This window comes from Paenibacillus sp. FSL M7-0656 (genome assembly GCF_038003225.1).
GTDB classification, from domain to species: Bacteria; Bacillota; Bacilli; order Paenibacillales; family Paenibacillaceae; genus Paenibacillus; species Paenibacillus amylolyticus.
On record NZ_JBBOOT010000001.1, the window covers coordinates 6,404,530 to 6,428,747 of the forward strand.

The 24,218-nt window shown below is 46.2% G+C and carries 23 protein-coding genes and 1 other RNA gene; 20 read left to right on the top strand and 4 right to left on the bottom strand.

Annotation, left to right across the window (positions count from 1 at the left end):
* The first annotated feature begins 84 nt into the window (after nt 1-84).
* The 6 genes from MHI01_RS28035 (at nt 85) to rnpB (ending at nt 6,150) form a co-directional block, all read left to right on the top strand.
* Nucleotides 85-573: a YaiI/YqxD family protein gene (locus MHI01_RS28035; RefSeq protein WP_047843776.1), complete on the top strand. Its 489-nt coding sequence runs from the start codon at nt 85-87 to the stop codon at nt 571-573.
* Nucleotides 574-620: 47 nt separating this feature from the next.
* On the top strand, nt 621-2,441 hold the full coding sequence (gene dnaG, locus MHI01_RS28040; RefSeq protein ID WP_036615029.1) for a DNA primase: 1,821 nt from the start codon (nt 621-623) through the stop codon (nt 2,439-2,441).
* Nucleotides 2,442-2,484: 43 nt separating this feature from the next.
* Nucleotides 2,485-3,624, top strand: coding sequence for an RNA polymerase sigma factor RpoD (rpoD, locus tag MHI01_RS28045; protein ID WP_017687256.1), 1,140 nt, complete (start codon nt 2,485-2,487; stop codon nt 3,622-3,624).
* A gap of 184 nt (nt 3,625-3,808) precedes the next feature.
* Nucleotides 3,809-4,567 (top strand): tRNA (adenine(22)-N(1))-methyltransferase, encoded by a 759-nt coding sequence (locus MHI01_RS28050; protein ID WP_340984621.1) that lies wholly within the window; start codon nt 3,809-3,811, stop codon nt 4,565-4,567.
* Nucleotides 4,543-5,658: a Nif3-like dinuclear metal center hexameric protein gene (locus MHI01_RS28055; RefSeq protein WP_076328102.1), complete on the top strand. Its 1,116-nt coding sequence runs from the start codon at nt 4,543-4,545 to the stop codon at nt 5,656-5,658. Before MHI01_RS28050 ends, MHI01_RS28055 begins: the two co-directional genes overlap by 25 nt.
* 82 nt (nt 5,659-5,740) lie before the next feature.
* An RNA gene (gene rnpB / locus MHI01_RS28060) (RNase P RNA component class A) lies at nt 5,741-6,150 on the top strand.
* Between the two features lie 257 nt (nt 6,151-6,407).
* On the opposite strand, the gene MHI01_RS28065 is transcribed toward rnpB, so the two are convergent.
* Nucleotides 6,408-7,637 carry an aminotransferase-like domain-containing protein gene (locus MHI01_RS28065; protein WP_036615022.1) on the bottom strand — a complete coding sequence of 410 codons (1,230 nt, stop codon included), beginning with the start codon at nt 7,635-7,637 and terminating at the stop codon, nt 6,408-6,410.
* A gap of 107 nt (nt 7,638-7,744) precedes the next feature.
* Between MHI01_RS28065 and pdxR the strand changes: the two genes are divergently transcribed.
* Together pdxR and MHI01_RS28075 are read left to right on the top strand one after the other, a co-directional pair.
* On the top strand, nt 7,745-9,265 hold the full coding sequence (pdxR, locus tag MHI01_RS28070) for a MocR-like pyridoxine biosynthesis transcription factor PdxR (RefSeq protein WP_340984622.1): 1,521 nt from the start codon (nt 7,745-7,747) through the stop codon (nt 9,263-9,265).
* An 86-nt stretch (nt 9,266-9,351) separates the two neighbouring features.
* Nucleotides 9,352-9,609 carry a hypothetical protein gene (locus tag MHI01_RS28075; protein ID WP_036615016.1) on the top strand — a complete coding sequence of 86 codons (258 nt, stop codon included), beginning with the start codon at nt 9,352-9,354 and terminating at the stop codon, nt 9,607-9,609.
* Nucleotides 9,610-9,711: 102 nt separating this feature from the next.
* Here MHI01_RS28075 and MHI01_RS28080 read toward each other — a convergent pair whose 3' ends face one another.
* Nucleotides 9,712-11,586 carry a S8 family peptidase gene (locus MHI01_RS28080; protein ID WP_340984623.1) on the bottom strand — a complete coding sequence of 625 codons (1,875 nt, stop codon included), beginning with the start codon at nt 11,584-11,586 and terminating at the stop codon, nt 9,712-9,714.
* Between the two features lie 283 nt (nt 11,587-11,869).
* On the opposite strand from MHI01_RS28080, the gene MHI01_RS28085 reads away from it, so the two are divergent.
* The 6 genes from MHI01_RS28085 to thiI all read left to right on the top strand — a co-directional run bounded on the left by MHI01_RS28085 (nt 11,870) and on the right by thiI (nt 16,719).
* The gene (locus MHI01_RS28085; protein WP_340984624.1) at nt 11,870-12,376 is read left to right on the top strand and encodes a YpuI family protein; all 507 of its coding nucleotides are present in this window, start codon (nt 11,870-11,872) and stop codon (nt 12,374-12,376) included.
* A gap of 164 nt (nt 12,377-12,540) precedes the next feature.
* Complete coding sequence (locus MHI01_RS28090) at nt 12,541-12,759, top strand: DUF1540 domain-containing protein (RefSeq protein WP_074095869.1); 219 nt, start codon at nt 12,541-12,543, stop codon at nt 12,757-12,759.
* A gap of 35 nt (nt 12,760-12,794) precedes the next feature.
* Nucleotides 12,795-13,208: a hypothetical protein gene (locus tag MHI01_RS28095; RefSeq protein WP_036674813.1), complete on the top strand. Its 414-nt coding sequence runs from the start codon at nt 12,795-12,797 to the stop codon at nt 13,206-13,208.
* A gap of 190 nt (nt 13,209-13,398) precedes the next feature.
* Complete coding sequence (locus tag MHI01_RS28100; RefSeq protein ID WP_340984625.1) at nt 13,399-14,151, top strand: lytic transglycosylase domain-containing protein; 753 nt, start codon at nt 13,399-13,401, stop codon at nt 14,149-14,151.
* 172 nt (nt 14,152-14,323) lie between these two features.
* On the top strand, nt 14,324-15,472 hold the full coding sequence (locus tag MHI01_RS28105; protein WP_340984626.1) for a cysteine desulfurase family protein: 1,149 nt from the start codon (nt 14,324-14,326) through the stop codon (nt 15,470-15,472).
* A gap of 5 nt (nt 15,473-15,477) precedes the next feature.
* Nucleotides 15,478-16,719: a tRNA uracil 4-sulfurtransferase ThiI gene (gene thiI / locus MHI01_RS28110; protein ID WP_340984627.1), complete on the top strand. Its 1,242-nt coding sequence runs from the start codon at nt 15,478-15,480 to the stop codon at nt 16,717-16,719.
* Nucleotides 16,720-16,840: 121 nt separating this feature from the next.
* Here thiI and MHI01_RS28115 read toward each other — a convergent pair whose 3' ends face one another.
* Nucleotides 16,841-17,551 carry a TerC family protein gene (locus MHI01_RS28115; RefSeq protein ID WP_047843768.1) on the bottom strand — a complete coding sequence of 237 codons (711 nt, stop codon included), beginning with the start codon at nt 17,549-17,551 and terminating at the stop codon, nt 16,841-16,843.
* A gap of 87 nt (nt 17,552-17,638) precedes the next feature.
* Between MHI01_RS28115 and MHI01_RS28120 the strand changes: the two genes are divergently transcribed.
* The 6 genes from MHI01_RS28120 (at nt 17,639) to MHI01_RS28145 (ending at nt 23,409) form a co-directional block, all read left to right on the top strand.
* Nucleotides 17,639-18,298, top strand: coding sequence for a TerC family protein (locus MHI01_RS28120; protein ID WP_036615000.1), 660 nt, complete (start codon nt 17,639-17,641; stop codon nt 18,296-18,298).
* A gap of 297 nt (nt 18,299-18,595) precedes the next feature.
* On the top strand, nt 18,596-19,090 hold the full coding sequence (locus MHI01_RS28125; RefSeq protein WP_340984629.1) for a hypothetical protein: 495 nt from the start codon (nt 18,596-18,598) through the stop codon (nt 19,088-19,090).
* Nucleotides 19,091-19,267: 177 nt separating this feature from the next.
* Nucleotides 19,268-21,112: a translational GTPase TypA gene (gene typA, locus MHI01_RS28130; protein ID WP_036614992.1), complete on the top strand. Its 1,845-nt coding sequence runs from the start codon at nt 19,268-19,270 to the stop codon at nt 21,110-21,112.
* 297 nt (nt 21,113-21,409) lie between these two features.
* Nucleotides 21,410-21,706 (top strand): YlaH-like family protein, encoded by a 297-nt coding sequence (locus MHI01_RS28135; RefSeq protein WP_036614990.1) that lies wholly within the window; start codon nt 21,410-21,412, stop codon nt 21,704-21,706.
* A gap of 90 nt (nt 21,707-21,796) precedes the next feature.
* Entirely contained in the window at nt 21,797-22,858 is a 1,062-nt protein-coding gene (locus tag MHI01_RS28140; RefSeq protein ID WP_340984630.1) for an LCP family protein, read from the top strand.
* A 98-nt stretch (nt 22,859-22,956) separates the two neighbouring features.
* Nucleotides 22,957-23,409: a pyridoxamine 5'-phosphate oxidase family protein gene (locus MHI01_RS28145; protein WP_340984631.1), complete on the top strand. Its 453-nt coding sequence runs from the start codon at nt 22,957-22,959 to the stop codon at nt 23,407-23,409.
* A 7-nt stretch (nt 23,410-23,416) separates the two neighbouring features.
* Here the strand turns inward: MHI01_RS28145 and MHI01_RS28150 are convergent, their stop codons facing one another.
* Nucleotides 23,417-24,112 carry a YhcN/YlaJ family sporulation lipoprotein gene (locus tag MHI01_RS28150; RefSeq protein WP_127545293.1) on the bottom strand — a complete coding sequence of 232 codons (696 nt, stop codon included), beginning with the start codon at nt 24,110-24,112 and terminating at the stop codon, nt 23,417-23,419.
* Nucleotides 24,113-24,218 lie beyond the last annotated feature (106 nt).

Here is a 24,218-nt window from a genome sequence, read left to right on the forward strand (position 1 = left end):
CCGTATTTTAGCCTTTGATTTCCCTCGTTCCGGCAGAAGGATTTTGCCTGGCCGGGGTCGTATATAACAATATGCAGCTATTTTATGAAACCGGGTGGTCTGGGTTTGAGTGAGTTAAATATACGCCACATTGTTGTGGATGGTGATGCTTGCCCGGTCAAAACCGAGATTGCGCAAACAGCTCGCCTTTTCAACATCCCCGTATTGTTAGTCTCTTCATTTGATCATTTGCTTCAAGGAGGAGAAGGGGTACGAACCGTGCAAGTGGATCGCAGTGATCAGAGCGCAGACCTGTATATTGCTAATCATATTAAGCCATATGATGTGGTTATCACTCAGGACTATGGACTTGCGGCACTTGCGCTTGGCAAACGTTGTTATGTTTTGTCCTTTCGTGGTCGTGAGTTCAACGATCGTGACATTGATTTCATGTTGGATTCTCGTCATACTGCGGCCAAAGCACGAAAAAGAGGCCATTACGGGAAAGGCCCAAAGCCTTTCACAGAGCAGGATCGAGAAATGTTTCAACATAAACTGACAAAACTTTTAAAAGATTTGCAGGAGAATGTGTAAGTTTATCGAATTATATTTACGTGTTGAAGAGATGAAGGTGGCCAGAGATGAGTACCGGACAAGGCGGTATACCCGAAAGTATTATTGAATCGGTGTTACAGCAGAATGATATTGTCGATACGGTGAGCCGATTTGTGCATCTGACCAAACAGGGGAAGTATATGAAAGGCCTCTGTCCTTTTCATTCCGAGAAGACGCCTTCGTTCACCGTTACACCTGAGAAACAAATTTTCTACTGCTACGGTTGCGGCACGGGCGGAAATGCCATCAAATTCAGGATGGAAATCGAAGGGTTATCCTTTCCCGAGGCTGTCAAAACGATGGCGGAAGAAAGTCACATCTCTATGGGGGACTGGCAAGGGCGTGAATCTGCTCATGTGAATCCGGAGACAGAACGTCTGTTGGAGGCTTATGAGCTTACCGCGAAGCTGTATCATTTTTTGTTGAAAAATACAGAGCACGGCAAGTCAGCCATGGAGTATTTACGCTCAAGAGGTTTTGGCGACAAGTTGATTGACCAGTTCCAGATTGGTTTCGCACCAAATCGTTGGGACACACTGGTACAATTTCTTGAGAAACGTAACTATCCACTCGAAGAGATGGAAAAGGGTGGACTTCTGTCACCCCGAAATGAAGGTCAGGGATATGTGGATCGATTCCGAGACCGGATTATGTTCCCGATTAATGGCAGGAGCGGTAAGCCGATTGCATTTGCAGGACGCATATTGGGAGATGGGCAACCGAAGTATCTAAATTCACCGGAAACCCGGTTATTTAACAAAAGCCGTGTTCTCTATAATCTGCATCATGCCAAAAATGCAATTCGCAAACAAAGACAAGCCATTTTGTTCGAGGGATATGGTGATGTCATCTCCGCATGGGACCAGGATATCCAGAATGGTGTAGCGGCAATGGGCACTGCGTTAACCGAGAATCAGGCACTGATGCTCAAAGGGATGTGCGACGAAGTCATCATATGTTATGACGGCGACAGAGCAGGACAGGCTGCTGCACTCAAAAACTTCCCTATTCTTGAGGAAGCTGGATTGCAGGTCAAAGTGGCTCTCATTCCCGAGGGACTTGACCCGGATGATTTTATCCGGAAGCATGGTGGTGAACGGTTCCGAAACCAGATTGTGGACGGTGCCGTGACAACTACAAAATTTAAACTTATAAACTTAAAAAAAAGCCATATACTGCTAGAGGGTGGCGGACAAATCGCCTATTCGAAAGAAGCAGTAAAGTTGATTGCACCCTTACCTTCTCCAACAGAAAGGGAAGTGTATCTTCGTGAACTGGCTGCAGAAGTGGACGTATCGTTCGAAACATTGAAGCAGGAGTGTAATGAAGAACGGGAGGCGATGAAAAATAACCTCCAGTTTGGGGATAATAACCCGAAAAGGTGGAATAATGGTAGGCAACAAAATAGGCAGGTGCCTACACCCAATCTGTTGCCGGCTTATCACGCTGCCGAACGCAAACTGATTGCCTGGATGTTGCAGGATGATGAGGCTGCCCAGTACGTGAATGAGCATCTTGGTGAAGCTTTTAACTTGGATGATCATGCAGCTATTGCTGCTTATCTATATGCCTACTATGCGCAAGGCAAACCGTCGGATACAAGCCGTTTTATGTCTTCACTGCATGACGATCGCCTGGAAAAGACGGTTAGTTCAATCTCGATGATGGATGGTCCAGGTGAATGGAGTATTCAAATGCTCGATGATTGCATCAGGGAAGTGCTGAAGCATCCGCGTAAGAAAGAGTACGATTTGAAAAAAGAAGAAATGATTGCTGCAGAGCGGGCAGGTGATTCTGTACGCGCGGCACAGATTGCAATTGAAATGATTGCCCTAGAGAGACAGTGAACGTCTGATGAATAGATGTTTCTAGGGAGGAGGGAGTCGAATTATGGCGAATGATCAGCATACTGAACTAGAAACAGAATTGACACTGGATCAGGTTAAAGATCAATTGATTGAATCAGGTAAGAAAAGAGCTTCGCTGAATTACAAGGAAATTATAGAGAAACTCTCTCCTTTTGAGCAGGATGCAGAGCAAATGGATGAGTTCTATGAGCAACTGAGCGATCTGGGTATCGATGTAGTGAATGAAAATAATGAAGAGGTTACACTTCGTCCTAGTGAAGATTCCGAGAACAACACCAGAGAGGGAGAGGACGAATTCCACTTTGATGATGATCTGAGCTTGCCGCCAGGTATCAAAATCAATGACCCTGTCCGTATGTACCTCAAGGAAATTGGTCGTGTGCCACTGTTGTCGGCAGATGATGAAGTACAACTGGCTAAACGGATTGAGAACGGGGATGAAGAAGCCAAGCGTCGTCTGGCTGAAGCTAACTTACGACTCGTTGTCAGTATCGCCAAGCGTTACGTTGGACGTGGAATGTTGTTCCTTGATTTGATTCAGGAAGGTAATATGGGTCTGATCAAAGCGGTTGAGAAGTTCGACCACAAAAAAGGATACAAGTTCAGTACGTATGCAACATGGTGGATTCGCCAAGCGATCACTCGTGCTATTGCTGACCAAGCGCGTACCATTCGTATCCCTGTGCACATGGTGGAGACGATTAATAAGCTGATCCGGGTATCCCGTCAGCTGTTGCAAGAACTTGGGCGTGAACCGACACCAGAAGAAATCGCTGCTGAGATGGATCTGAGTGTAGAGAAAGTTCGTGAAATTACGAAGATTGCACAGGAACCGGTTTCTCTGGAAACACCGATTGGTGAGGAAGATGATTCCCATCTGGGTGACTTCATTGAGGATCAGGAAGCACTTGCTCCGGCGGATGCTGCTGCGTATGAGTTGCTGAAAGAACAGCTCGAAGATGTATTGGATACATTGACTGAACGTGAAGAGAACGTGCTTCGTCTACGTTTTGGTCTGGACGATGGACGGACGAGAACGCTGGAGGAAGTCGGCAAGGTATTTGGTGTTACGCGTGAGCGTATTCGTCAGATCGAAGCGAAGGCTCTTCGTAAGTTGCGTCACCCGAGTCGTAGTAAACGACTCAAGGATTTCCTCGAATAATCGAACTATGGGAGACTTTCCGCAAGACGCTTTAGCGGCGGCGGGGTCTCCTTTATTTTTAATTTAAACGTCTTGATTTCTTGGTTTTGGAAATTCATCCTTGAAATGTTTTATTGGATTTTATTTTATCGCTTTTCCTTGTTCAATGCAAATCAATAAATTAAATGAATGGTGTAGGTGCTTCATGAAACTTTCGAATCGATTACAGCGAATACATGATCAAATTCCCGATGGCAGCCGCATGGCTGATATCGGTTCAGACCACGCGTTGCTGCCAGTAGCCGCAATCCGCAGTGGGAAAGCTGCAAGTGCAGTAGCCGGGGAAGTCAATCCTGGCCCTTATGATGCTGCATGCAAACAAGTCAGCGATGCTGGCCTGAAAGAGAAAATCACGGTGCGTCGTGGAGACGGTCTTGATGTGATCTCTGCGGGTGAAGTGGATGTCATCACCATTGCAGGCATGGGTGGCGCCCTGATTGCTTCTATTTTGGACCGAGGTATATCCAAACTGGAAGGAGTCCAGTTACTTATTTTGCAACCAAATGTGGGTGAGGATATCCTCAGACGCTGGTTACTGGAGCATCACTGGGTGGTTGTAGCAGAACAGTTGCTCGAAGAAGATGGCAAGATCTATGAGATTATAACGGCGATGCCACAATCCGTAAGCCCGATTGCCAATGTAGAGGTGTATCGTGCACGTCCGCTTCAAGGCGGGGCAGAATTAACGGAAGATTTGCTGCTGCGGATGGGACCTTATTTGGTTGATCGTCCAACGGATGTATTTTTTGCCAAATGGGAAAGTGAGATCATCAAACTGCAAGGGGTTGTTAACTCCATCTCCAAATCCGATCAGGATTCTTCCCGGGACAAAGCGGCTGAGGTAGATCGTCTTATCGCAAACTTGAAGGAGGTTTTGGCATGTTTGCCAAAGGTCAAACTGTAATTCAACTGATGGAGCAACTCGCTCCCAAACATCTGGCTGTACCGGATGACCGCATTGGTCTCCAGCTCGGCAGTTTGCAAAAAGAAATCCGTCACGTGTTAGTAGCTTTGGACGTGACGGATGAGGTGGTGGACGAAGCGATTCGTATCGGTGCCAACCTGATTATCGCTCATCACGCGATCATTTTCCGTCCGGTTAAGTCACTGAGTACAGATACACCTATGGGTAAATTGTATGAAAAGCTGATTAAGCATGATATTGCTGTCTATATCAGTCATACAAACCTGGATGTGGCCGAGGGTGGGATGAATGACTGGATGGCCGATGCACTTGGCATCGAGAGTAAAGAATCGCTGGAAGATGTACACACAGATCATCTGTACAAGCTGGCTGTCTTTGTGCCTCGTACCCATCATGAACAGGTTCTTCAGGCCATTCTGGAAGCCGGAGCGGGGAGTATCGGTCAATACAACAAGTGCAGCTTTAACACGGAAGGTACAGGAACATTTGTACCTGGTGAAGGGACTCAACCGTTTATCGGTACCCAAGGGCAGATGGAACGTGTGGAAGAAATGCGTATTGAGACCATCGTACCCCAAAGTCTGAGAAGTAAGGTCGTTCAGGCGATGCTTAAGGCTCATCCGTATGAGGAAGTGGCCTATGACCTCTATGCAATGGATTTAAAGGGCCGTACGCTCGGTCTGGGACGCTTGGGACCCCTTAGGGATCCTAAGACATTAGGTGAGCTAGTGGAGGTCGTGAAGACCCAATTCAATGTGCCTCATGTGCGGGTAGTAGGAGATCTGAACAAGCAGATCAAAAAAGCAGCGGTTCTTGGCGGATCTGGCAGCCGTTACGCGCTCACTGCCCGCTTCAAAGGTGCGGATGTTATTGTGACTGGAGATATCGATTACCACACGGCTCATGATGCGTTAATGGCAGGTATGTGTATCATCGACCCGGGACATAATTCCGAGAAGATTATGAAACCAAAAACAGCGGATTGGCTTCGTTCCCGTTTGGAAGAGAAACGATATGATACGCAAGTTACGGCTTCTGAGGTAAATACGGAAGTGTTCCAGTTTATCTAAAAAGACCGTTGCTGTGCAGCTCCCAGTAATATTAAGCTTGTCTGGGAACCTAAATGCCTGTATACTATGTAATGTTGTTCGGAAAGCTTGACAGACAATCGCTGGTGGCCTTTGTTGCCACGAGAGGAAAGTCCGGGCTCCACAGGGCAGGATGCTGGATAACGTCCAGTCAGCGCGAGTTGAAGGATAGTGCCACAGAAATGGACCGCCGATGGCCGGATTTTCCGGCACAGGCAAGGATGGAACCGAGGTGTAAGAGACCCCGAGGAACGCTGGTGACTTCGTTCCTGGTAAACCCCATCTGGAGCAAGACCTAATGGGACACAGCCGCCTCTTCGGAGGAGGCAACCTTAGCCCGAGGTGTGTCTAGGTTGGTCGCTTGAGCTGTGCAGCAATGTATGGCCTAGATAGATGATTGTCGCTTCTGGTGGGAGGGTAGTTCCCGTATGAACCACGAAGAGCACAGAACCCGGCTTACGGTAAGCTTTCCTAACTGCAACAACAACACTATTGCAACACAATGTAGTCCACCTATCAGTCGAGGACAACTCGTATGAATTATCCGATGGCCTGACTGATCAGAAGGACCCATGAACATCAAAAAAAACATAACTCCTGTTGATAACAGGTTCTATAAAAATAAGGCGGCAGTTCCGAGATTCTCGGGCCTGCCGCCTTATTTTTGTTTCTCATATCAAGTTATTAACCATCATACGCTAATGGAATAGCGAAACGTTTATGACAGTTCATTACAGTGTAACAACACTGTCGGATGTTAAGGAAGCATGCCAACGTTGGATGGCGCGATCCATTCTTTCCACGGCTTCCGGAAGGAGCTCAGGGTCCGTATGAGTAAAGTTGATCCGCATGCGGTTTAACTCTGGTGTGCCTGCATAGAAGGAATCACCAGGGACAATGCACACTTTCTCCTGGATACCATAAGTGAACAGATTGCTTGCAAGCATGCCTTCAGGCAGTTGCAGCCACAAGAACATGCCACCTTGAGGTGAATTCCACGAGATGCCTTCCCAAGCTTTGGCTGCCATAAGAGTAGTCAATGTTTTCATGCGTTGTTCGTAATCCTCTGAAATATGGCGGATATGCGCATCCAGATCGAAAGATTCAAGCAGTGCATGAAGCGCTCTTTGGTCAATGCTGCTGGAGTGCAAGTCAGCACCTTGTTTGGCTCGTGCTGCCATTTTGACAATATCGGGAGCAGCCAGTATCCAGCCCGTACGAAGTCCAGGTGCTACCGTTTTGGAGAATGTACTGGTGTAGATAACGTTGGAAGGGCCGTCATAGGATACTGCATCCAGTTCTGCGAGAGCAGGGACATCCAATTGCTCCGGATTAAACCGAATTTCACCATAGGGATCATCTTCCAGAATGAGTACACCATACTTGCGGCACAGATCCACAGCCTGCTGTCTTCTTTCTCGCGACCATACTTTTCCCGTAGGATTGGAGAACGTGGGATTAATATAGACAAGTTTTGGACGATGCAACTGGAGCTGTTCCTCCAGAGATTCAGGCAACATGCCGTGATCATCACAGGCTACGCCGTGAGATTCAGCCTGATAGGAATGAATGACTTGCAGAGCAGCGAGGTAGGTTGGTGATTCAACCAATACGCGGTCACCCGGGTCGAGAAGGATGCGGCAAACCAAGTCAATGGATTGCTGTGAGCCCGTAGTGAGAAGCATGTGATCGGGTGAAGCGGGAATGCCCTTGGATTCAAGACGTTCAGCGATTTTGGCGCGAAGAGGACGGTAACCCTCAGTCTCCGCATATTGAAGAGCGGCTGCTCCGCTCATAAATACTTTTTCATATGCAACGCGTATGGCTTCCAGCGGGAATGAAGTCTGGGCTGGTAATCCACCGGCTAGTGAGATCATTCCAGGTGCCTGAGCGGCCTGGAGCATGTCGCGAACGACAGAGGACGGGGTGTTTTGTGCCATTTTGGACCAAGGGATACTCATGTTATTCTCATCTCCTGTTATTCACTGTTATACTGATATTATAAACTATAATAGACGGACTACACTATAACAGTAAAATGAAGATCATAACAGTTGGGGGAGCACATATGCATATTGAATTAAAGCGGGGAAGCAGTACCAAATTGTACGTGCAGATTGCGCTAACGATTGCCGATCGCATAAGATCAGGACTCATTGAACCCGGAACCCGACTTCCTTCTGTTCGTAAAATGACCGCGGATTTGGGTGTCAGTCTGGTCACTGTATCCAAAGCGTATGCTGAACTTGAAGCGATTCAATTGATCACCTGCTCCCAGGGGAAAGGTTGTTATGTGAGAGGTACATTGAACGTGGATCAGATGGAGGATGTGGACCGAACGCAGCGAAACAATGCCAACGGTGAATCCGGTACGTCATGGAATTGGCAGATGGCACTGGTGGATTATTTACCGCGAGCCCAGCTCTGGAGACATTTTGATACGTCACCTCAAGTGCGGTATGAACTTCATATGTCAGCGATTCAGCCTGAACTGTTGCCTACACGAGAGATTATCGACAGCGCCTACCGACTCTCCTCTGATCATACAGAGCGTATGGCAGCTTACGGATCTTTTCAGGGGGATCGGGAGCTTAGACAGATCTTGGCCGAACACTTTGCCGAGCGTGGACTACAGGCTGCACCTGAACGCATGTTAATTACAAGTGGTGCTCAGCAGGGGATCGATCTTGTGGCACGAACTTTTGTCGGACCTGGGGATGTTGTATACATGGAGGCACCAAGCTATACCGGAGCCATTGATGTATTTACGAGTAGAGGCGCGAAGATCATTACGGTCCCAATGGATGACGAAGGCATGCGTATTGATCTGTTGACCCGATTATGTGATACCTATCCGCCCAAGCTGATCTATACGATCCCGACCTATCACAATCCAACAGGTATCACGATGAGTGCAAGAAGACGAGCACAACTTCTTAATCTCGCGCAAAGCTACCACTGCCTCATTCTGGAGGATGATCCGTTTGCAGATCTTTATTTTCGGGACCCTCCCCCGGCTTCCATTAAATCGATGGATGGGACAGGTCATGTCGTATATATTAAAAGCTTCAGCAAGGTGTTGTCTCCCGGTTGCCGTATAGCCTGCGCCATCGCAGACGGAAGTGTATTGACCCGGCTTGTGGCCGCGAAATCTACGGCGGATCTGGGGAGTCCGCTGCTTACACAAAAGGCACTGCAATCTTTCATTCAGAATCAGTACGGTGCCTATGTATCCCGATTGAGGGATGAATTGTATTCTCGCTTGTGCGCAGCATCTGAAGTGCTGGAAGAGCATGCTACTATGGGCATGCAATGGCGCTTGCCAGAGGGAGGACTCAATCTGTGGCTCCAACTTCCGAGTAACTTGGATATGCGTGAATTGCATCATCAGTCACTTGCTGCAGGGGTCTCTTTCCTCCCTGGTTCAGCCTGTTATGTAGGGGAGATGGATACACCAAGTCTGCGTATCTGCTTCACGGTAACAAACGTTGAGCTTTTGTGTGAGGGACTTCGTGTACTGTGCCAAGTCATTGACAGAGTAACACCTGGGCAGGGTGGGACAGTGGCGGACAGGCTACCGCTCATATAATTTTTCGGACTATGGACATACATCCAATCCACTTTCGATCTGTTGCAATAGGTTATAGTATCACCAGAAAGGGAGTTGGTTTTGAAATGAACCATTACTGTCCACCGCTTTGCCCGATTGTCTGTGACCCGATCCAGGTTGTTGAGGATTATTACATCCCACAAATCGTGCCTGTAATCCACCCGATTGAAGTGATCAAAAAACATCACTGTGTTCCGATTCATCACCACATGTATCCTGTTGTTGTCAAAGAAGAAGACCCTTGTTATGTATCCAGCCATAATCCGAAGAAAAAATCCGTGAAAAAATCAAGCAAAGCCCGCACAACTTCTCGCAAACGCTAATCGCAGCGGGTGCCCCGGGGAATTGGATATAAACCAAAAAGAGCAGCGTACGCCCCGGGGCGCAGCTGCTTTTGTATTTTTTACAGATTATCCTCATTACGCTTACTGCGTATACTTTTTCATCGTATTATCCATTTGTTGTCTGACATGTTGCGGCCAGAACTGCAAAGGAGCGCTGTTGCCTGATGCGGCTTGCAGTGCCTTATAGACATCGATTTGCCCATAGCCAAAATACTTATCGTGACCTGGATCACCGAGGTCAATAACACTTTGGCGCATCAAATCCATCACTTCCGTGTTGGTCAAGTCCGGGTTCAACGAACGAATCAAACCTGCAAGTGCGGCTACATGAGGGCTAGCCATGGACGTTCCAGACAATGCCGCATACTGATTATTTGGATAGGTACTGGCGATACTGGACCCCGGAGCCATCACATCCACATAGTCTCCGTAGTTGGAATAGGAAGCTTTGCTCATATCCGGGTCCGTAGCAGATACGGCAAATACTTCCGGATAAGCAGCAGGGTATCCTGGACGCTCTGTATTATCATTTCCCGTGGCTGCAATCAGGACGATATCCCGGTCAAAAGCGTATTTAATGGCATCATGAAGAAATTGCGCATCAGCATAATTGCCTAGACTCATGTTGATAACTTTGGCTCCATGATCGGCTGCCCAGATGATGCCTTCGGCAACGGCATACGTGGTACCAGAACCTGAGTTGTCGAGTACTTTAACGGGTAGTACCTTGTTATACCAGCTCATGCCTGCTACGCCTTCGTTATTGTTGACAATAGCGCCGATAATGCCTGCAACGTGTGTCCCATGTCCCACATCATCCATAGGTTGGCTTCCGGGCTCGACCACATTATAACCCTCAAGGAGCTTGCCCTTCAGGTCAGGGTGATTCATATCAACCCCCGTATCAACTACTGCTACGATGACATCTTTGTTTCCCTTGGTAATATTCCAACCTCTGTTTGTCTCAATCGCAGGCAGGTTCCACTGATAATCGGAGAACAAAATGTCATTGGGTATCGTTACATCTGTTTGTTCAGTTACAGTATCATTGGTTAAATACATATAGTGGGGCTCCATATAGAGTGGATTCCATTTGCTTTCGAAATAACTATGCAATTGTTTGTAACTCATGTGTTCTGACCGAAAAACATACGTGTATCCCAGCTTGCGCGCAGATTGCGCTCTCAGATCGGATTTAATAATACGCATATCCCGTTCACCGGGATCTTGGCGAAAACGGATGACGATTTCATTTTCATAAAAATGACTGGCATTGGCATTATCATGTCCAGTTTTCACTGTAATTTCGTTAAGCGTATCCGGGTGAACAGACTCAATTTTGAACTTACCCTCACGCGGATAAGGGATCATACGCAGATTTTTGCGCTGATGTTGTTCAACAGCATTTAATACGTTCTGACTGAACAAGGCAATTACAGCTCTTTTTCCATCTTTGGAGGGTTGCCCCATAACAAAGTATTTTTCTTTTCCCAAAGGAAAAGAAGAGGATTCAAAACTTTGACGTTTGTTTACCGCTTTTTTGGCAAGGTTGAGCGAATGTTGAAGCTTCTGTTGTTCCAACTTGCTTCCTTGTGTGGAGGCGTGATCAAAGGGCTTGTTAAAAGAGCCATTGGTATTCATCAGATGAATGGATCTGATATGTTCATGTGAACTCTGGAGATCATTCACATATCGGCTAACCTGCGCAGCATTCATTGTGGCGGTTTTCTCCAGCATGATACTGAGATGTTGCTTGGCATCCATACGGGTCAGAAGATCGGTTGCTTTGACATCCTGGACTTTCAGACGCTGTTTACTCGTGTGCTCCTCATGAGCAGAGTCAGACAGGGCACCTGGCTTAGGTTCGGGACGATTGGATGTTGGAAGCAGGAGTGTCAGAGCGAGTGCTCCTGCACCAGCTGCAAGGGCCCAGTTAATCCATTTCGGTCTGGACATGGTGGATGGAACCTCCTTCGTTCATTTTGGACAATCATTAACAGTGCTTCGTCGTTGTCACTGGTTATATCTATCGTTAGAAAAAGCGGATATTTTTATGCAAGCGGGTTCGAGTCTAACTGCGTATAATAGGCATGTTTAACGGCAGAAGCGGAAAGCATGATTAAGGGATACCGCTCGTCATCTTTTTATGGTAGGATTATAGCTGAGAATTCAAAGGTCAGGGGAAAACCACCGTTGGCCGACCTATATGTAAGGACTTATTTAAGGGGGAGCTACCTTTATGTCAGCAGCCAATGTACAGAAAACATGTGAGTCAACTAGGGAAAAGTTAAAACCGGCTATCGATCGGATTGAAAATTTTTTGAATGAGAATGCTTTGCCTGAACTGGATCAGAATCAGACGGAAGAATCAACAGCCTTCTACAAAGGATTTCTTTCAGATCTCCGTCATTTGCTCGTTTTTTCTGAAGTTTCTTACGAAAAACTTGGCGTTGTGCTGCGTCGTGCCAACTTTGATGTCGATTTTGCCGAAAAGGCTCTTTATAATACGTATCACCAATGCGTAAACAGCTTTTTCTATCCCAAAAATGAATGTTATTCCGAAGACGGAAGATACGCTTATACAGGACAAGATGCCATTCGTTTCCGTGACAAGCCAATCCGCTCAGTACGGGATGTCATTCTTGAGGTTTCCAAAACGTACGAAGAATTGCGCGATGATCTGGCATATTATGAAAGTGATTACCTGACTCAGCGCCGTATGCAAAATCAACGGAATCACGCCTAATTAACGTTTAAACCTGAATATGAAATTGGACGAAACCGCCCTTGTGGCGGTTTTTTTGTGTTTTAGTGAGAATCAGACGAGGTGTGATCATGTCATCATCTGGCATTTTGACGGGGAATATCAGGTTTGTGGCGGGGAGACAATAGTAGTCGAGGTGATAAAAAATGAGCCAAGACAAACCAATTGTCAAATGCAGCGTCTCCAACTGCAACTTTTGGGGAGAGAACAACTTCTGCCACGCTGATGCCATCATGATTGACATCGACCAACATGCCACCCGTCGTCTGCATGAGGAGTTTGCCGGTGAGACATTTGACTCCGATCACCATGATCATGCACGTACATCCTCTGCAACATGCTGTCACACGTTCAAACCGAAGTGAGCAGTCATCCCTATTCATAACGGAGGTGCTTCCCAATGAAAAATGACGATAATAAGTTTAATTTGCAGGATCGCCCTAAAATCAATGTTGACGGTGAAAAACAGCGTATGCGCGTCGATTATCCCAGAAAAGCACATCGGGAAGAATACGGGGCAGAGGTCGCTCCTCCGACTGTCGTAAGAACTGGAGGTACCGAACGGGCAGAGCCTGTACCTGAGAAGCATGAGGCAGACCGGGTCATGGAATCAACAGGCAAGGTTGCGGGTTACATGGGACTTGCCTTCGGGATCGCGTCTTTGTTCATGTGGTCAATCGTACTTGGACCGGCCGCAGCCGTACTGGGTTACTATGCCTATGTGAATGGTCGTAAGACAGCGGGAGCCTGGTCCATTGGACTGGGTGTTGTAGCTACGCTGAGTTATTTCTTCATGATTCCATTCGCTCGTTAACGTGTAAAATGATTCATTCAAAAGCCTTCTGTTCTCACCCAAATGTGGTGAACTACAGAAGGTTTTTTTCGTATATGCGCAGGTTAAGTGGAGAGATTCATATATTTTTTTGAAAACAATGGAACCTTGCTGTAAAACGATGTAGAATAAGGTCATAATACGCTTAATTATACGGGAGTGGGTATAACTCATGCAGATTGATCCAAACGGATCGCGGCAGTTGTTGGAACTGCAATTGTCCAATGTGAATAACCAAACCAGTGGATCACAATCGGATGCTGGTTCAACAGTGGATTTCGCCAATGTGATGGACGGGCTGTTAGGTACGGGTGCCAATACGACGAGCAATACAGATTCCACCGCGACGGTCTCCAAAAGATCCAGTGATGGTCTGTTGTGGCTGCAACTCGGAAGCACGTACAATCCGGATATAAATACGGCAAGATCGTCCTCTGTCTCCAATAACATCGTTGAGTCTTTATTATCTTCATCCAATACAGGAATCGTGGATTCCGGTGCATCTGTACCTACGGATTATGAATCTTTGATTGCCGAGGCAAGTGCCAAATACGGTGTTCCTGAATCATTGATCAAGGCCGTCATTGACACAGAGTCCAATTTTAACCCAAATGTGGTGTCCTCCGCCGGTGCCAAAGGGCTCATGCAATTAATGGATGGCACGGCTGCAGGGCTGGGTGTGAGTAATTCATTTGATCCTGCCCAGAACATTGATGCGGGTACGAAGTATCTTTCCCTTCAGCTCCAGCGTTTCGGTGGAGAAGTGAAGATGGCACTTGCCGCGTATAATGCAGGACCGGGCCGTGTTTCACGTCTGGGCGTGTCGAGTGATAGCGAACTGATGAGTGTACTTAACCGTCTGCCTTCAGAAACACAGAATTATATCTCCAAGGTGGAGAAGGCACAGTCGAAATATGTGATCTAAACTCACAGATAGACATTTGTGAAAACACATGATAGGCAGGATGAGATCAAATGTGGGAGCAGAAGCGCTTGAAACGCCTGTTCCCGGTTGGTCTTTTTGTGTTGTATGGGTATCGTGTTACAATGCTCACTGTAGGTTCAAGAACGAAGAGATAAGGGAGGTCTAACCTCATTTGAAATATTTTGATTATGCTGCAACCACACCTCCCCATCCTGATGTGATTCGTACGATAGCCGAAATTATGGAGACACAATTCGGTAATCCGTCCTCCATCCATGGGTATGGAGAGCGTGCCGATCAGTTGTTGCGTCGTGCTCGATCCGGATGTGCTACGGCAATCGGCGTTAAGCCTGAAGAGATTGTATTTACTTCCGGTGCGACAGAGAGTAACAATCTTGCGATAAAAGGTGCGGCATTACGTTATCAGTCACGAGGCAGACACATCATCACTACGGCTACCGAGCATGCCTCGGTGTACGAAAGTTTTATGCAATTGCAGCAGTGGGGATGGGAAGTGACATTAGTTCCCGTGAATTCCGATGGTGTGGTAGACGCTCAACAGGTTGTAGACGCGATCAGACCGGATACGGTGCTTGTGAGTCTGATGCATGTAAACAATGAAACAGGTGCCATCCATCCGATTGCAGAGATCGGTAAACAGCTCAAAAAGAAAGCACCACGCGTGCTTTTCCATGTGGATGGTGTTCAGGGCTTTGGGAAAATGGAGGCGAGACCTGCCGATTGGGGTGCAGATCTGTACAGTCTGTCTGCTCACAAAATTCGTGGACCGAAGGGAGCAGGTCTCCTGTATGTTCGAAGTGGAGTGGAGCTTACGCCACTATTGTCAGGAGGATCACAGGAGCAGGGCCTAAGAGCAGGCACAGAAAACGTGGCCTTGCTGGTAGGCATGGCAAAGGCCATACGAATGGCAGCAGAAGATCAGGTTGATTTTGCACGGCGTACAACGGTGCTCCGTGATCGATTGATGGAAACAATACGTGTTATTCCTGAATTTGAATTGAACAGTAGCCCAGAGGGTGCACCTCATATTGTACACTTCTCCTATCCCGGGATGAAGGCAGAAGTGGCGCTGCACACCTTGGAGCAACTTGGCGTAACCATATCGACCCAATCTGCCTGTTCTTCGCGCTCGGCTGAACCGAGTCGGGCATTACTTGCGATGGGCAGAAATGCAGCTTGTGCTGGTGGCGGATTGCGTATTAGTCTTGGAGATGAACATACAGAAGAAGATGTAGCCTTGCTTGAACAGGCTTTACATCAGATGGTGGCGCAGTTGCGGCCCCTCGAAAGGCGGATGTAATAGATATGAAATATGATATGCTGCTTCTCCGTTTCGGAGAGTTTATGTTAAAAGGGAAAAATCGTGCCCGATTTGAGAAAACGATCATTACACAGGTGAAAGCTTTGCTTAAACCTTATCCAGGAGCGAGCCTTCGCAAAGAATATGGCCGTGTCTATGTGGATCTTGGCGGTGAATCACATACTGAACTGATTAAGGTGCTGAAGCGGGTATTCGGTGTGATGTCGATTAGTCCGGTTAAAGTTACTCCATCCGAGCTTGATGAGATTGTGAAAACAGCAGTTGCGTTTATGGACGAAAGGGAGGACGAATTCAAAGAAGGCACCACATTCAAGGTGAATGTAAGGCGGGTTTGGAAAGAGTTCCCGAACTCTTCCCATGAAATGAACCATTTGGTCGGTTCCCCGATCCTTCGGAAGTTTCAGCAATTAAGTGTTGATGTTCGTCAACCTGATATTGAACTGCGAGTGGAAATTCGGGATCAGGGTACCTATATTTTCAACGAAACCATTCCGGCAGTAGGTGGCTTTCCATTGGGTACGAATGGCAAAGCAATGGTACTGTTATCAGGTGGAATAGACAGTCCGGTGGCAGCCTGGTCTTCCATGCGCCGTGGACTTGAAGTGGAATGTGTACATTTTTACAGTTACCCGTTTACAAGCGAGCGTGCCAAAGAGAAAGTCATTGATTTGGCACGTGCCCTTGCTGATCATGCAGGAACAACCAAGCTGCATCTGGTTCCATTTACGGAGATCCAAACGGCATTTACCCAACTGGGTCAGGATAACCTGATTATTACGCTGATGCGACGTTCAATGCTGCGAATTGCATCCAAACTTGCCGAGCGTGAGCGGGCACTCGCACTGATCACCGGGGATAGCCTGGGCCAAGTAGCGAGTCAGACTCTTCCGAGTATGAATGTCATTGGTCGTGCGACGGATCTGCCACTGTTGCGACCACTGGTTATGATGGATAAACAGGAGATCATTACCTTGTCCAAACAGATCGGAACGTATGACATATCTATTTTGCCATATGAGGATTGCTGTACTCTCTTTGTGCCAAAGTCACCTTCAACCAATCCAAATCTTCGAATTGTGGATAAAATAGAATCAACAATGAGCCATCTGTCAGAATGGGTGGATCAAGCGGTGGAACAAACTGAAACGATCACGCTGCACGCCGGTGAAACTTCTGTAGTAACGAATCAGACAGACGATAATGGCATGAAAGATGACTGGTTCTAAACTCGATAAAAATTAGCATGGCTGACATAATAAGGGCTATGTTAACTGCAAAAAAGGACTGTCCGATGAAATATCGTTCAGTCCTTTGCTGTATCCAGATGTAATTTTAGTTTAAATTAGCCTACGAATAGGAGCGCTGCTGTTCCCCGCCAGATCCCTTGTGGCTGGAACTGCTGGAGCGTTTGCGATAACCTGCAAAGACTACGCCTGCAATAACCACAACGATAAAGAGAATGCGCAATGCCGGATGTTCCGTAAAGTAAGGCAAGAGTCGCTGTTCCTCAGTGATCATATTGGAAGCCGTATACCCGAGAACAATGGCTCCGACATAGATGATCCAAGGAAAGTGATTAATTAGCTTGATAAACAGGGTACTGCCCCAGACGATAATAGGTACACTAATCAGGAGTCCAAGGATGACAAGCACGAGATGCTGTTGTGCTGCTCCAGCAACTGCAATCACGTTATCTAATCCCATGGCTGCATCCGCAATCACAATGGTACGAATAGCGGTCCACAAGGAAGTTCCCGCTTGGACATCATTGTGTTCATCTCCCTGATCCGCCAATAATTTATAGGCAATCCAGATCAGAAGTATGCCTCCCACAAGCAAGAGCCACGGAACTTTAAGCAACCATAAAACAACAACTGTTGCTAAAATTCGAATCAAAAGTGCGCCGCCAGTTCCATATAGAATCGCCTTTTTCTGCACGGAAGGGTGCAAATTTCGAGCTGCGAGACCAATGACGATGGCATTATCCCCAGCCAGAATTAGATCAATAAAGACAACGTTCAGCAAAGCCAGCCAGAATGTGGGACTAAATAGCTCCATGATATATGTCACTCCTTATATACGGTTCAATCATTAAGAATAGCATGGACAACTCCGACATACAAGTTAATGTGGGGGGATGAGGACATGGATACACTATGGCTGTTAACTGAAATTTTAATGATCAATCTGGTATTAAGTGGAGATAATGCGGTTGTTATTGCGCTTGCCAGCAAGGATCTGCCACCAATACAACGCAAAAAAGCGGTATGGTGGGGAGCTTTTGGTGCGGTACTGCTGCGTTGTGTGTTAACCTTTGTAGCGGTATTATTGCTGGGAATTCCCTTTATCCAAGCGGCAGGTGGGCTGTTACTACTCTGGATTGCAATAAAGCTGCTGCTTCAAAATGAGGATGAAGTACATATTCGAGAAGCTTCTACGACCTGGAAAGCCATTCAAACCATTCTGATTGCCGATTTTGTAATGAGTTTGGATAATGTTTTGGCCATAGCGGCTTTGGCAGATGGAGATTTGGCTCTGATCGTCATTGGGATTGCAATCAGTATCCCCATCGTCGTATGGGGGAGCGGGTTGATTGTTGGTTTGTTGAAGCGATTTCCGATTCTTGTATTCGTTGGATCAGGCATCTTAGCCTTCACAGCAGGTGAGATGGTAATGAAAGACCCCAAGTTAGGAGAATGGCTGGGAGGTATGGCATCAGAGGTGCATACGCTGCTACCCGTAGCGATGGCTTGTCTTGTGGTTGCGATTGGAGGCGCACATAAATTTGTGCGTAAGAACGCATAGTTTAATTTTGGATAAAAGCTTAAACAGATGACCGTCTGAACCGTCCGGTTTAGGCGGTTTTGTGTTGAGAGAATACGCTTGTCAATACAACAACCATTGGGGTAGTCATAAGTTGCACATTTTAGGGTAATACAGGTAAAGGGCGCACGCAAAGTGCGACATAAAGTATAGTTTTTTGCCGAAACATCGGATACACTAGAAGCATGATTACAGGTTTGAATATCAAGAGTCAGCATGGAATGCGTATCGTTTATGAAGAAATAAAGTACATAGCCATAGTATAAGAGGTGATTTTAGATGAGGATGAGAAATGAAAAAGCGATTGGACTATTTATTGCAGCTGCGGGAATTATTATTCTGCTTGGCAAGTTTGGCGTGTTTGGATTTATTGGTCGTAATTTCTGGCCTTTGCTGATCCTGCTGCCAGGCATCGCCCTTCATGCGTTATATTATGCGCGTATTTCACCATCGTGGTCACTCGTTCCTGCCGGCATACTAACGGTGTATGGTGTTTTATTCAGTATAACGAATACATGGGGCGCTGGACTTATGAGCAGGCTGTGGCCAGCATTCTTGCTAGGGATCGCCATAGGGTTACTCGAATATGGAATGGCTGAACGACGCAGACCGGAATATGTGTTACCTGCAGCTTTGATCTTTGGTGCGGTGTCCATCATATTATTCGGATTTACCTTGCTGCAAACGGGAATAATCTATGTACTTGCTGTCCTTTTGATCTTGGGTGGAGTCTGGTTATTACTTGGACGAGGACGTCAAGGGAGAGGCTGGTAACATTCCCAGTGGTCTTTTCGTGCGAAATATCTTGATTTTTACCTATAATAAACTATAATATAAGGGATATAGACATGCGTCGGGATATCACCGACGCTTATTTTGTGAGTAACCTGCGAAATTGCGGGAAGTTTAAGTAGATATGATTTGAAATTGGAAAGGATATGGATACAAAACATGCATTCAAGAGAACACATTCGCAATATTGCGATTATTGCCCACGTCGACCACGGAAAAACAACACTCGTTGACAAGTTGCTCCAGCAATCCGGTACTTACCGAGATCACGAAACGGTACAGGAGCGCGTAATGGACTCCAACGATTTGGAGCGTGAACGCGGTATTACGATTTTGGCCAAAAACACGGCTATAACTTATAAAGATTACCTGATTAATATTGTGGATACACCAGGACACGCCGACTTCGGTGGTGAAGTTGAACGTATCATGAAAATGGTTGACGGTGTATTGCTCGTTGTTGATGCTTATGAAGGCTGTATGCCACAAACGAAGTTTGTACTTCGTAAAGCACTTGAGCATAACCTGACACCAATCGTTGTTGTAAACAAAATTGACCGTCCAGCGGCTCGTCCGACTGAGGTTATTGATGAAGTATTGGACCTGTTCATTGAACTGGGTGCCAACGATCAACAACTCGAATTCCCTGTTGTATATGCTTCCGCATTGAACGGAACATCCAGCATGGATAATGATCCTGCCAAACAAGATGACAACATGATGGCGATCTACAATACCATCGTTAGTCATATCCCACACCCTACCGAAAATGTTGAAGAACCACTTCAATTCCTCGTTACTTTGATGGACTACAATGAATACCTTGGCCGTATTGCCATTGGTCGTGTTAACCGCGGTGTGATCCGTCAAGGACAATCGGTAACGGTTATTATGCGTGATGGTAAGAGTAAAACTGCACGTATCGAGAAACTGTTTGGTTTCCAAGGTCTCAAACGTATTGAGACGGAAGAAGCAGGAGCAGGCGACATCGTTGCCATTGCAGGGATCAAGGACATCAACATTGGTGAAACCATTGCCGACCCTAACAACCCGGAAGCTTTGCCAGTTCTGAAAATTGATGAGCCAACACTGCAAATGACGTTCCTCGTGAACAACAGTCCATTCGCAGGTCGTGAAGGTAAATGGGTAACTTCCCGTAAACTTCGTGAGCGTTTGTTGAAAGAGTTGGAAACAGACGTTTCCCTTCGTGTTGACGAAACGGATAGCCCTGATGCATTTATCGTTTCCGGACGTGGTGAGCTTCACTTGGGTATCCTGATTGAAAATATGCGTCGTGAAGGATATGAGCTTCAAGTATCCAAACCAGAAGTTATCGTAAGAGAAGTTGACGGTAAGAAAATGGAACCTGTTGAGCGCTTGTTGATTGATATCCCTGAAGAGAGCATGGGTTCCGTAATGGAGAGCCTGGGCGCACGTAAAGCAGAGATGGTTAACATGGTTAACACAGGTAGTGGTCAAGTTCGTCTGGAGTTCCTAATTCCAGCACGTGGTTTGATCGGATATAGCACCAACTTCCTGACATTGACTCGTGGTTATGGTGTAATGAACCATGCATTTGACAGCTATGCTCCAGTAGTATCCGGTCAAGTGGGTGGACGTCACCAAGGCGTGTTGATCTCAACTGAAACGGGTACATCTACGTTCTATGGCATGATGGGCGTTGAAGATCGCGGTACGCTCTTCTTGGAGCCGGGTACTGAAATCTACGAAGGTATGATTGTTGGTGAACATACACGTGACAATGATATCGTTGTTAACATCTGCAAAGAAAAACAACTGACTAACGTTCGTTCTTCCGGTAAAGATGATACGGTTAAAATTAAAACTCCGATTATCTTCTCATTGGAACAGGCGCTTGAATATCTGAATGAAGATGAATATTGTGAGATTACACCAAAATCTATTCGTCTTCGTAAAAAGATCCTGAACAAATCCGAGCGTGAGCGTGCAGAAAAACAACGCAAAATGGCTTCTAAAGCCTAATAACAACAAAATAAACTATATAAGTTAGCATTTGATGGACCCGGCAAGTAACGAGAGGGTTGTACAGCTAAAGTAGTGTAGGGATCAGAATCGATTCTGAAGAAGCGAAGCGCTCGCCTTTATCCCCGGATTTTACCATTGAAAAATGATCAAAAAAATCTGGGGATAACAGCGATCAGAAGAACGAGCTGAGACCGAAACGGTCACGATGCACGTACTGGCTCTCTAAGTTGCTAAAGGGAATTCCATCAACCAGTTAACTTATCCTAGCATGAACACGAAAGGAGCTGGCTGTGCATGCAAGCATGGTTCGCATCACACCCGATCGTAGCCTACATCGTCATCTTTGTATTGATTACTTACGTATATAATAAGGTGTTTCGGGTACGTCAGAAATTGCCACTTGGTAAGGAAATCGTTCTCTATATTTTGATGGCGATGGGCACATTCATGCTTCTTATTTTTCAGATCGACAAGCTGCCCATCATTCAATGTTTGCTGGTGGCGGTTGGTTTGATGTTGTTAGTGAGAGTGCGTTATTTTATTGAAGGTCGTCAAAAGAAAAAAGCGGAAGCTGCCGCTCGAAACTCATAAATCCTGTCTTGTACAGACCATCCGTTTTCCTTAGGGAAAGCGGTTGTCTTTTATTTAGACAAAAACAGATGTGATAAAGGTGTTGAAGATATGAACTCAAATTCGAACGGACTGCCTCCACGGAGACAGGCACCAACGCAATCCGGTGCTTCTGGATCGAAGAATGGCAAGGGCAAGCAGCCTAAGAAGAAAAAGAGAATGAATGCTTTTGGCAGAATCCTTTTAAGTCTATTGGTTATTGCCATTGTGGTAGGCGGTGGATATGCGTACTGGGTATACAATCAAGTCGTGGATACAGGCATCGATAAACCGGTACCTCCCGGGATGTCAGCCACAACCAAACCGATCACGATGCTGTTATTAGGCACAGATAACCGTCCTGAAACTGGCACATATCTCTCGGATGTTGTTATGGTGGCTTCGTTGAATCCGGAGACCAAGACGGCAACCATTGTATCTTTGCCTCGAGACACGCGTATTCAATTGGATGGGTACAAATCCAACAAGCTGAATTCCTATTATCCAAGATTCAAAGCACAGGAAAAAACCACTGGCAAAAATGCAGAGGATCAGATGAAGGAAATGATGGGCAAGTATTTGGATGTAGATATTAATTATACAACCGTCCTGAATTTCCAGGCTTTCCGTGATGCTGTCAATGCCGTGGGTGGCGTGGATGTGACTGTGGATAAAAATATGTGTTATAGAGATACAGCTGATGGTACAGATATCAATCTGGTCACAGGCGCACAACATCTCGATGGTAAAGCAGCACTAGATTTTGTTCGTTACCGCAAATCCAATTGTAATCCAAAGACTGATGAATCCAATGACTTTGATCGTAACAAACGTCAAAACCAAGTGCTGAACTCTATGCTGGATCAGATGAAATCTCTTGGGGGCATTACAAAGATCAGCAAAGTGATTGGTGCAGTTGACAAGAATATGACGACAGATGTGGAATCGGAACAAATGAAAAACTTTATCTCAACGTATTGGAACATTTCCACTTCGGATGTGCATTATACTCCGGTTACCGGAGAGTGGAGAAGTCCATATGTGTATATTAATGAGACGGAACTCGCCAATGCCAAGCAGGCATTACAAGATACACTTTCAGGTAAAGTAACGGCTTCACCTTCAGGCGAATAACCTTCATTCTTTTGGGATTGGAAGCACGTTAATCGGTATGCTATAATAACATAAACCAAGTACAAGAATTGCATAAAGAAGGTTAGGGGGCTGGTTGAATGTCCGAAGCCGTCACACAATTAACTGAATCTCTTTTACAGCAATTCAAGAATGAGACCTTTGTGCTTCTGAGCACAGTGGATGTAGAATCCGGAGGTCCGACTTCAACAGCCATCTCCTGGATTTATGCGGAGAATGCTTCTACTTTACGTGTAGCGATCGATCATCGTTCACGTTTAGTGAATAACATGATTACTAATCCGCTCATTACGGTAACTGTCTTTGGAGAAGAGACGGTGTACGCAGTGAACGGACGTGCTGCGGTACGACAAGATCCGCTGCTGGACGTTCCATTTAATATGTGCTGTTTCGACATTACAATTGAAGCGGTGAGGAATGCTCTGTTTTACGGCGCTCAATTGTCCTCTGTGCCTCAATATGTCAAAATATATGATCAGCGTGCTGCTGAGAAATTAGATGAGCAGGTTTTTGCTGCCATGAAAAAAGCCTAGTGAGAGATCACTGGGCTTTTTGTTGTCTTTTGTCCGATGAATGCAGCTGCTGCATTTGTTGTTTTTGATTCATGTGTTCATCCGGATTTTGACGGACTTTGACGTCTTTCGGGAGTTGAGGGATAATTCGTCCCACCATGTCAGCGAGTTCTGAAGCAAAACCCGAAATTGGGTGCCCTTGACGAATATGTTCACCAATCTCTTTAATTCGTTCAGTGACATCTGCATCAGCAGTAACGATGGAATCTATACCTTCGGGGTCTTTGCGAAGTGCTTCGGCAACAGCGTACTTAATGGTACCCACCCGAGCACGTTCCAGTTCACCATCAACATCGATGCCAACTACAGCTGTATTACCGAGTATGACGCAGTTCGCATCTTCAACACCTTCTACTTGTTTGGCAAGGGCTTTAAGGTGATTGATTCGTTTTTCATTTGGCATCCGGCCACTCTTTGCATCATCTGCAATGTTGGTATCATGGACTTCACCTGTATTCTCATTGAGACGGTCCAAACGTGAAGGATTCATCCGATCTTCCTGTGCATTGAGCATGTGAGATCCTTTCCCTTGATCTTGCTGAGTTGTTACATTTCCTCCGTAACCTTTCGCATGTGTACCTTGATTCGGCGAAGCGCTACGTGTGGAACTGTTGCAACCTGTAAGTATAAAGATCAGAAGCAGCGTGCAAACCCATATTTTCATAAATGTTCATCCTTTCTTGGAGTTTTTCAGAATGGTTGACAATTATTTTGCCCTAGTCGAATACATTTATGTATGGGATCATGATTGTCCATGCCGCTGCTGAAAG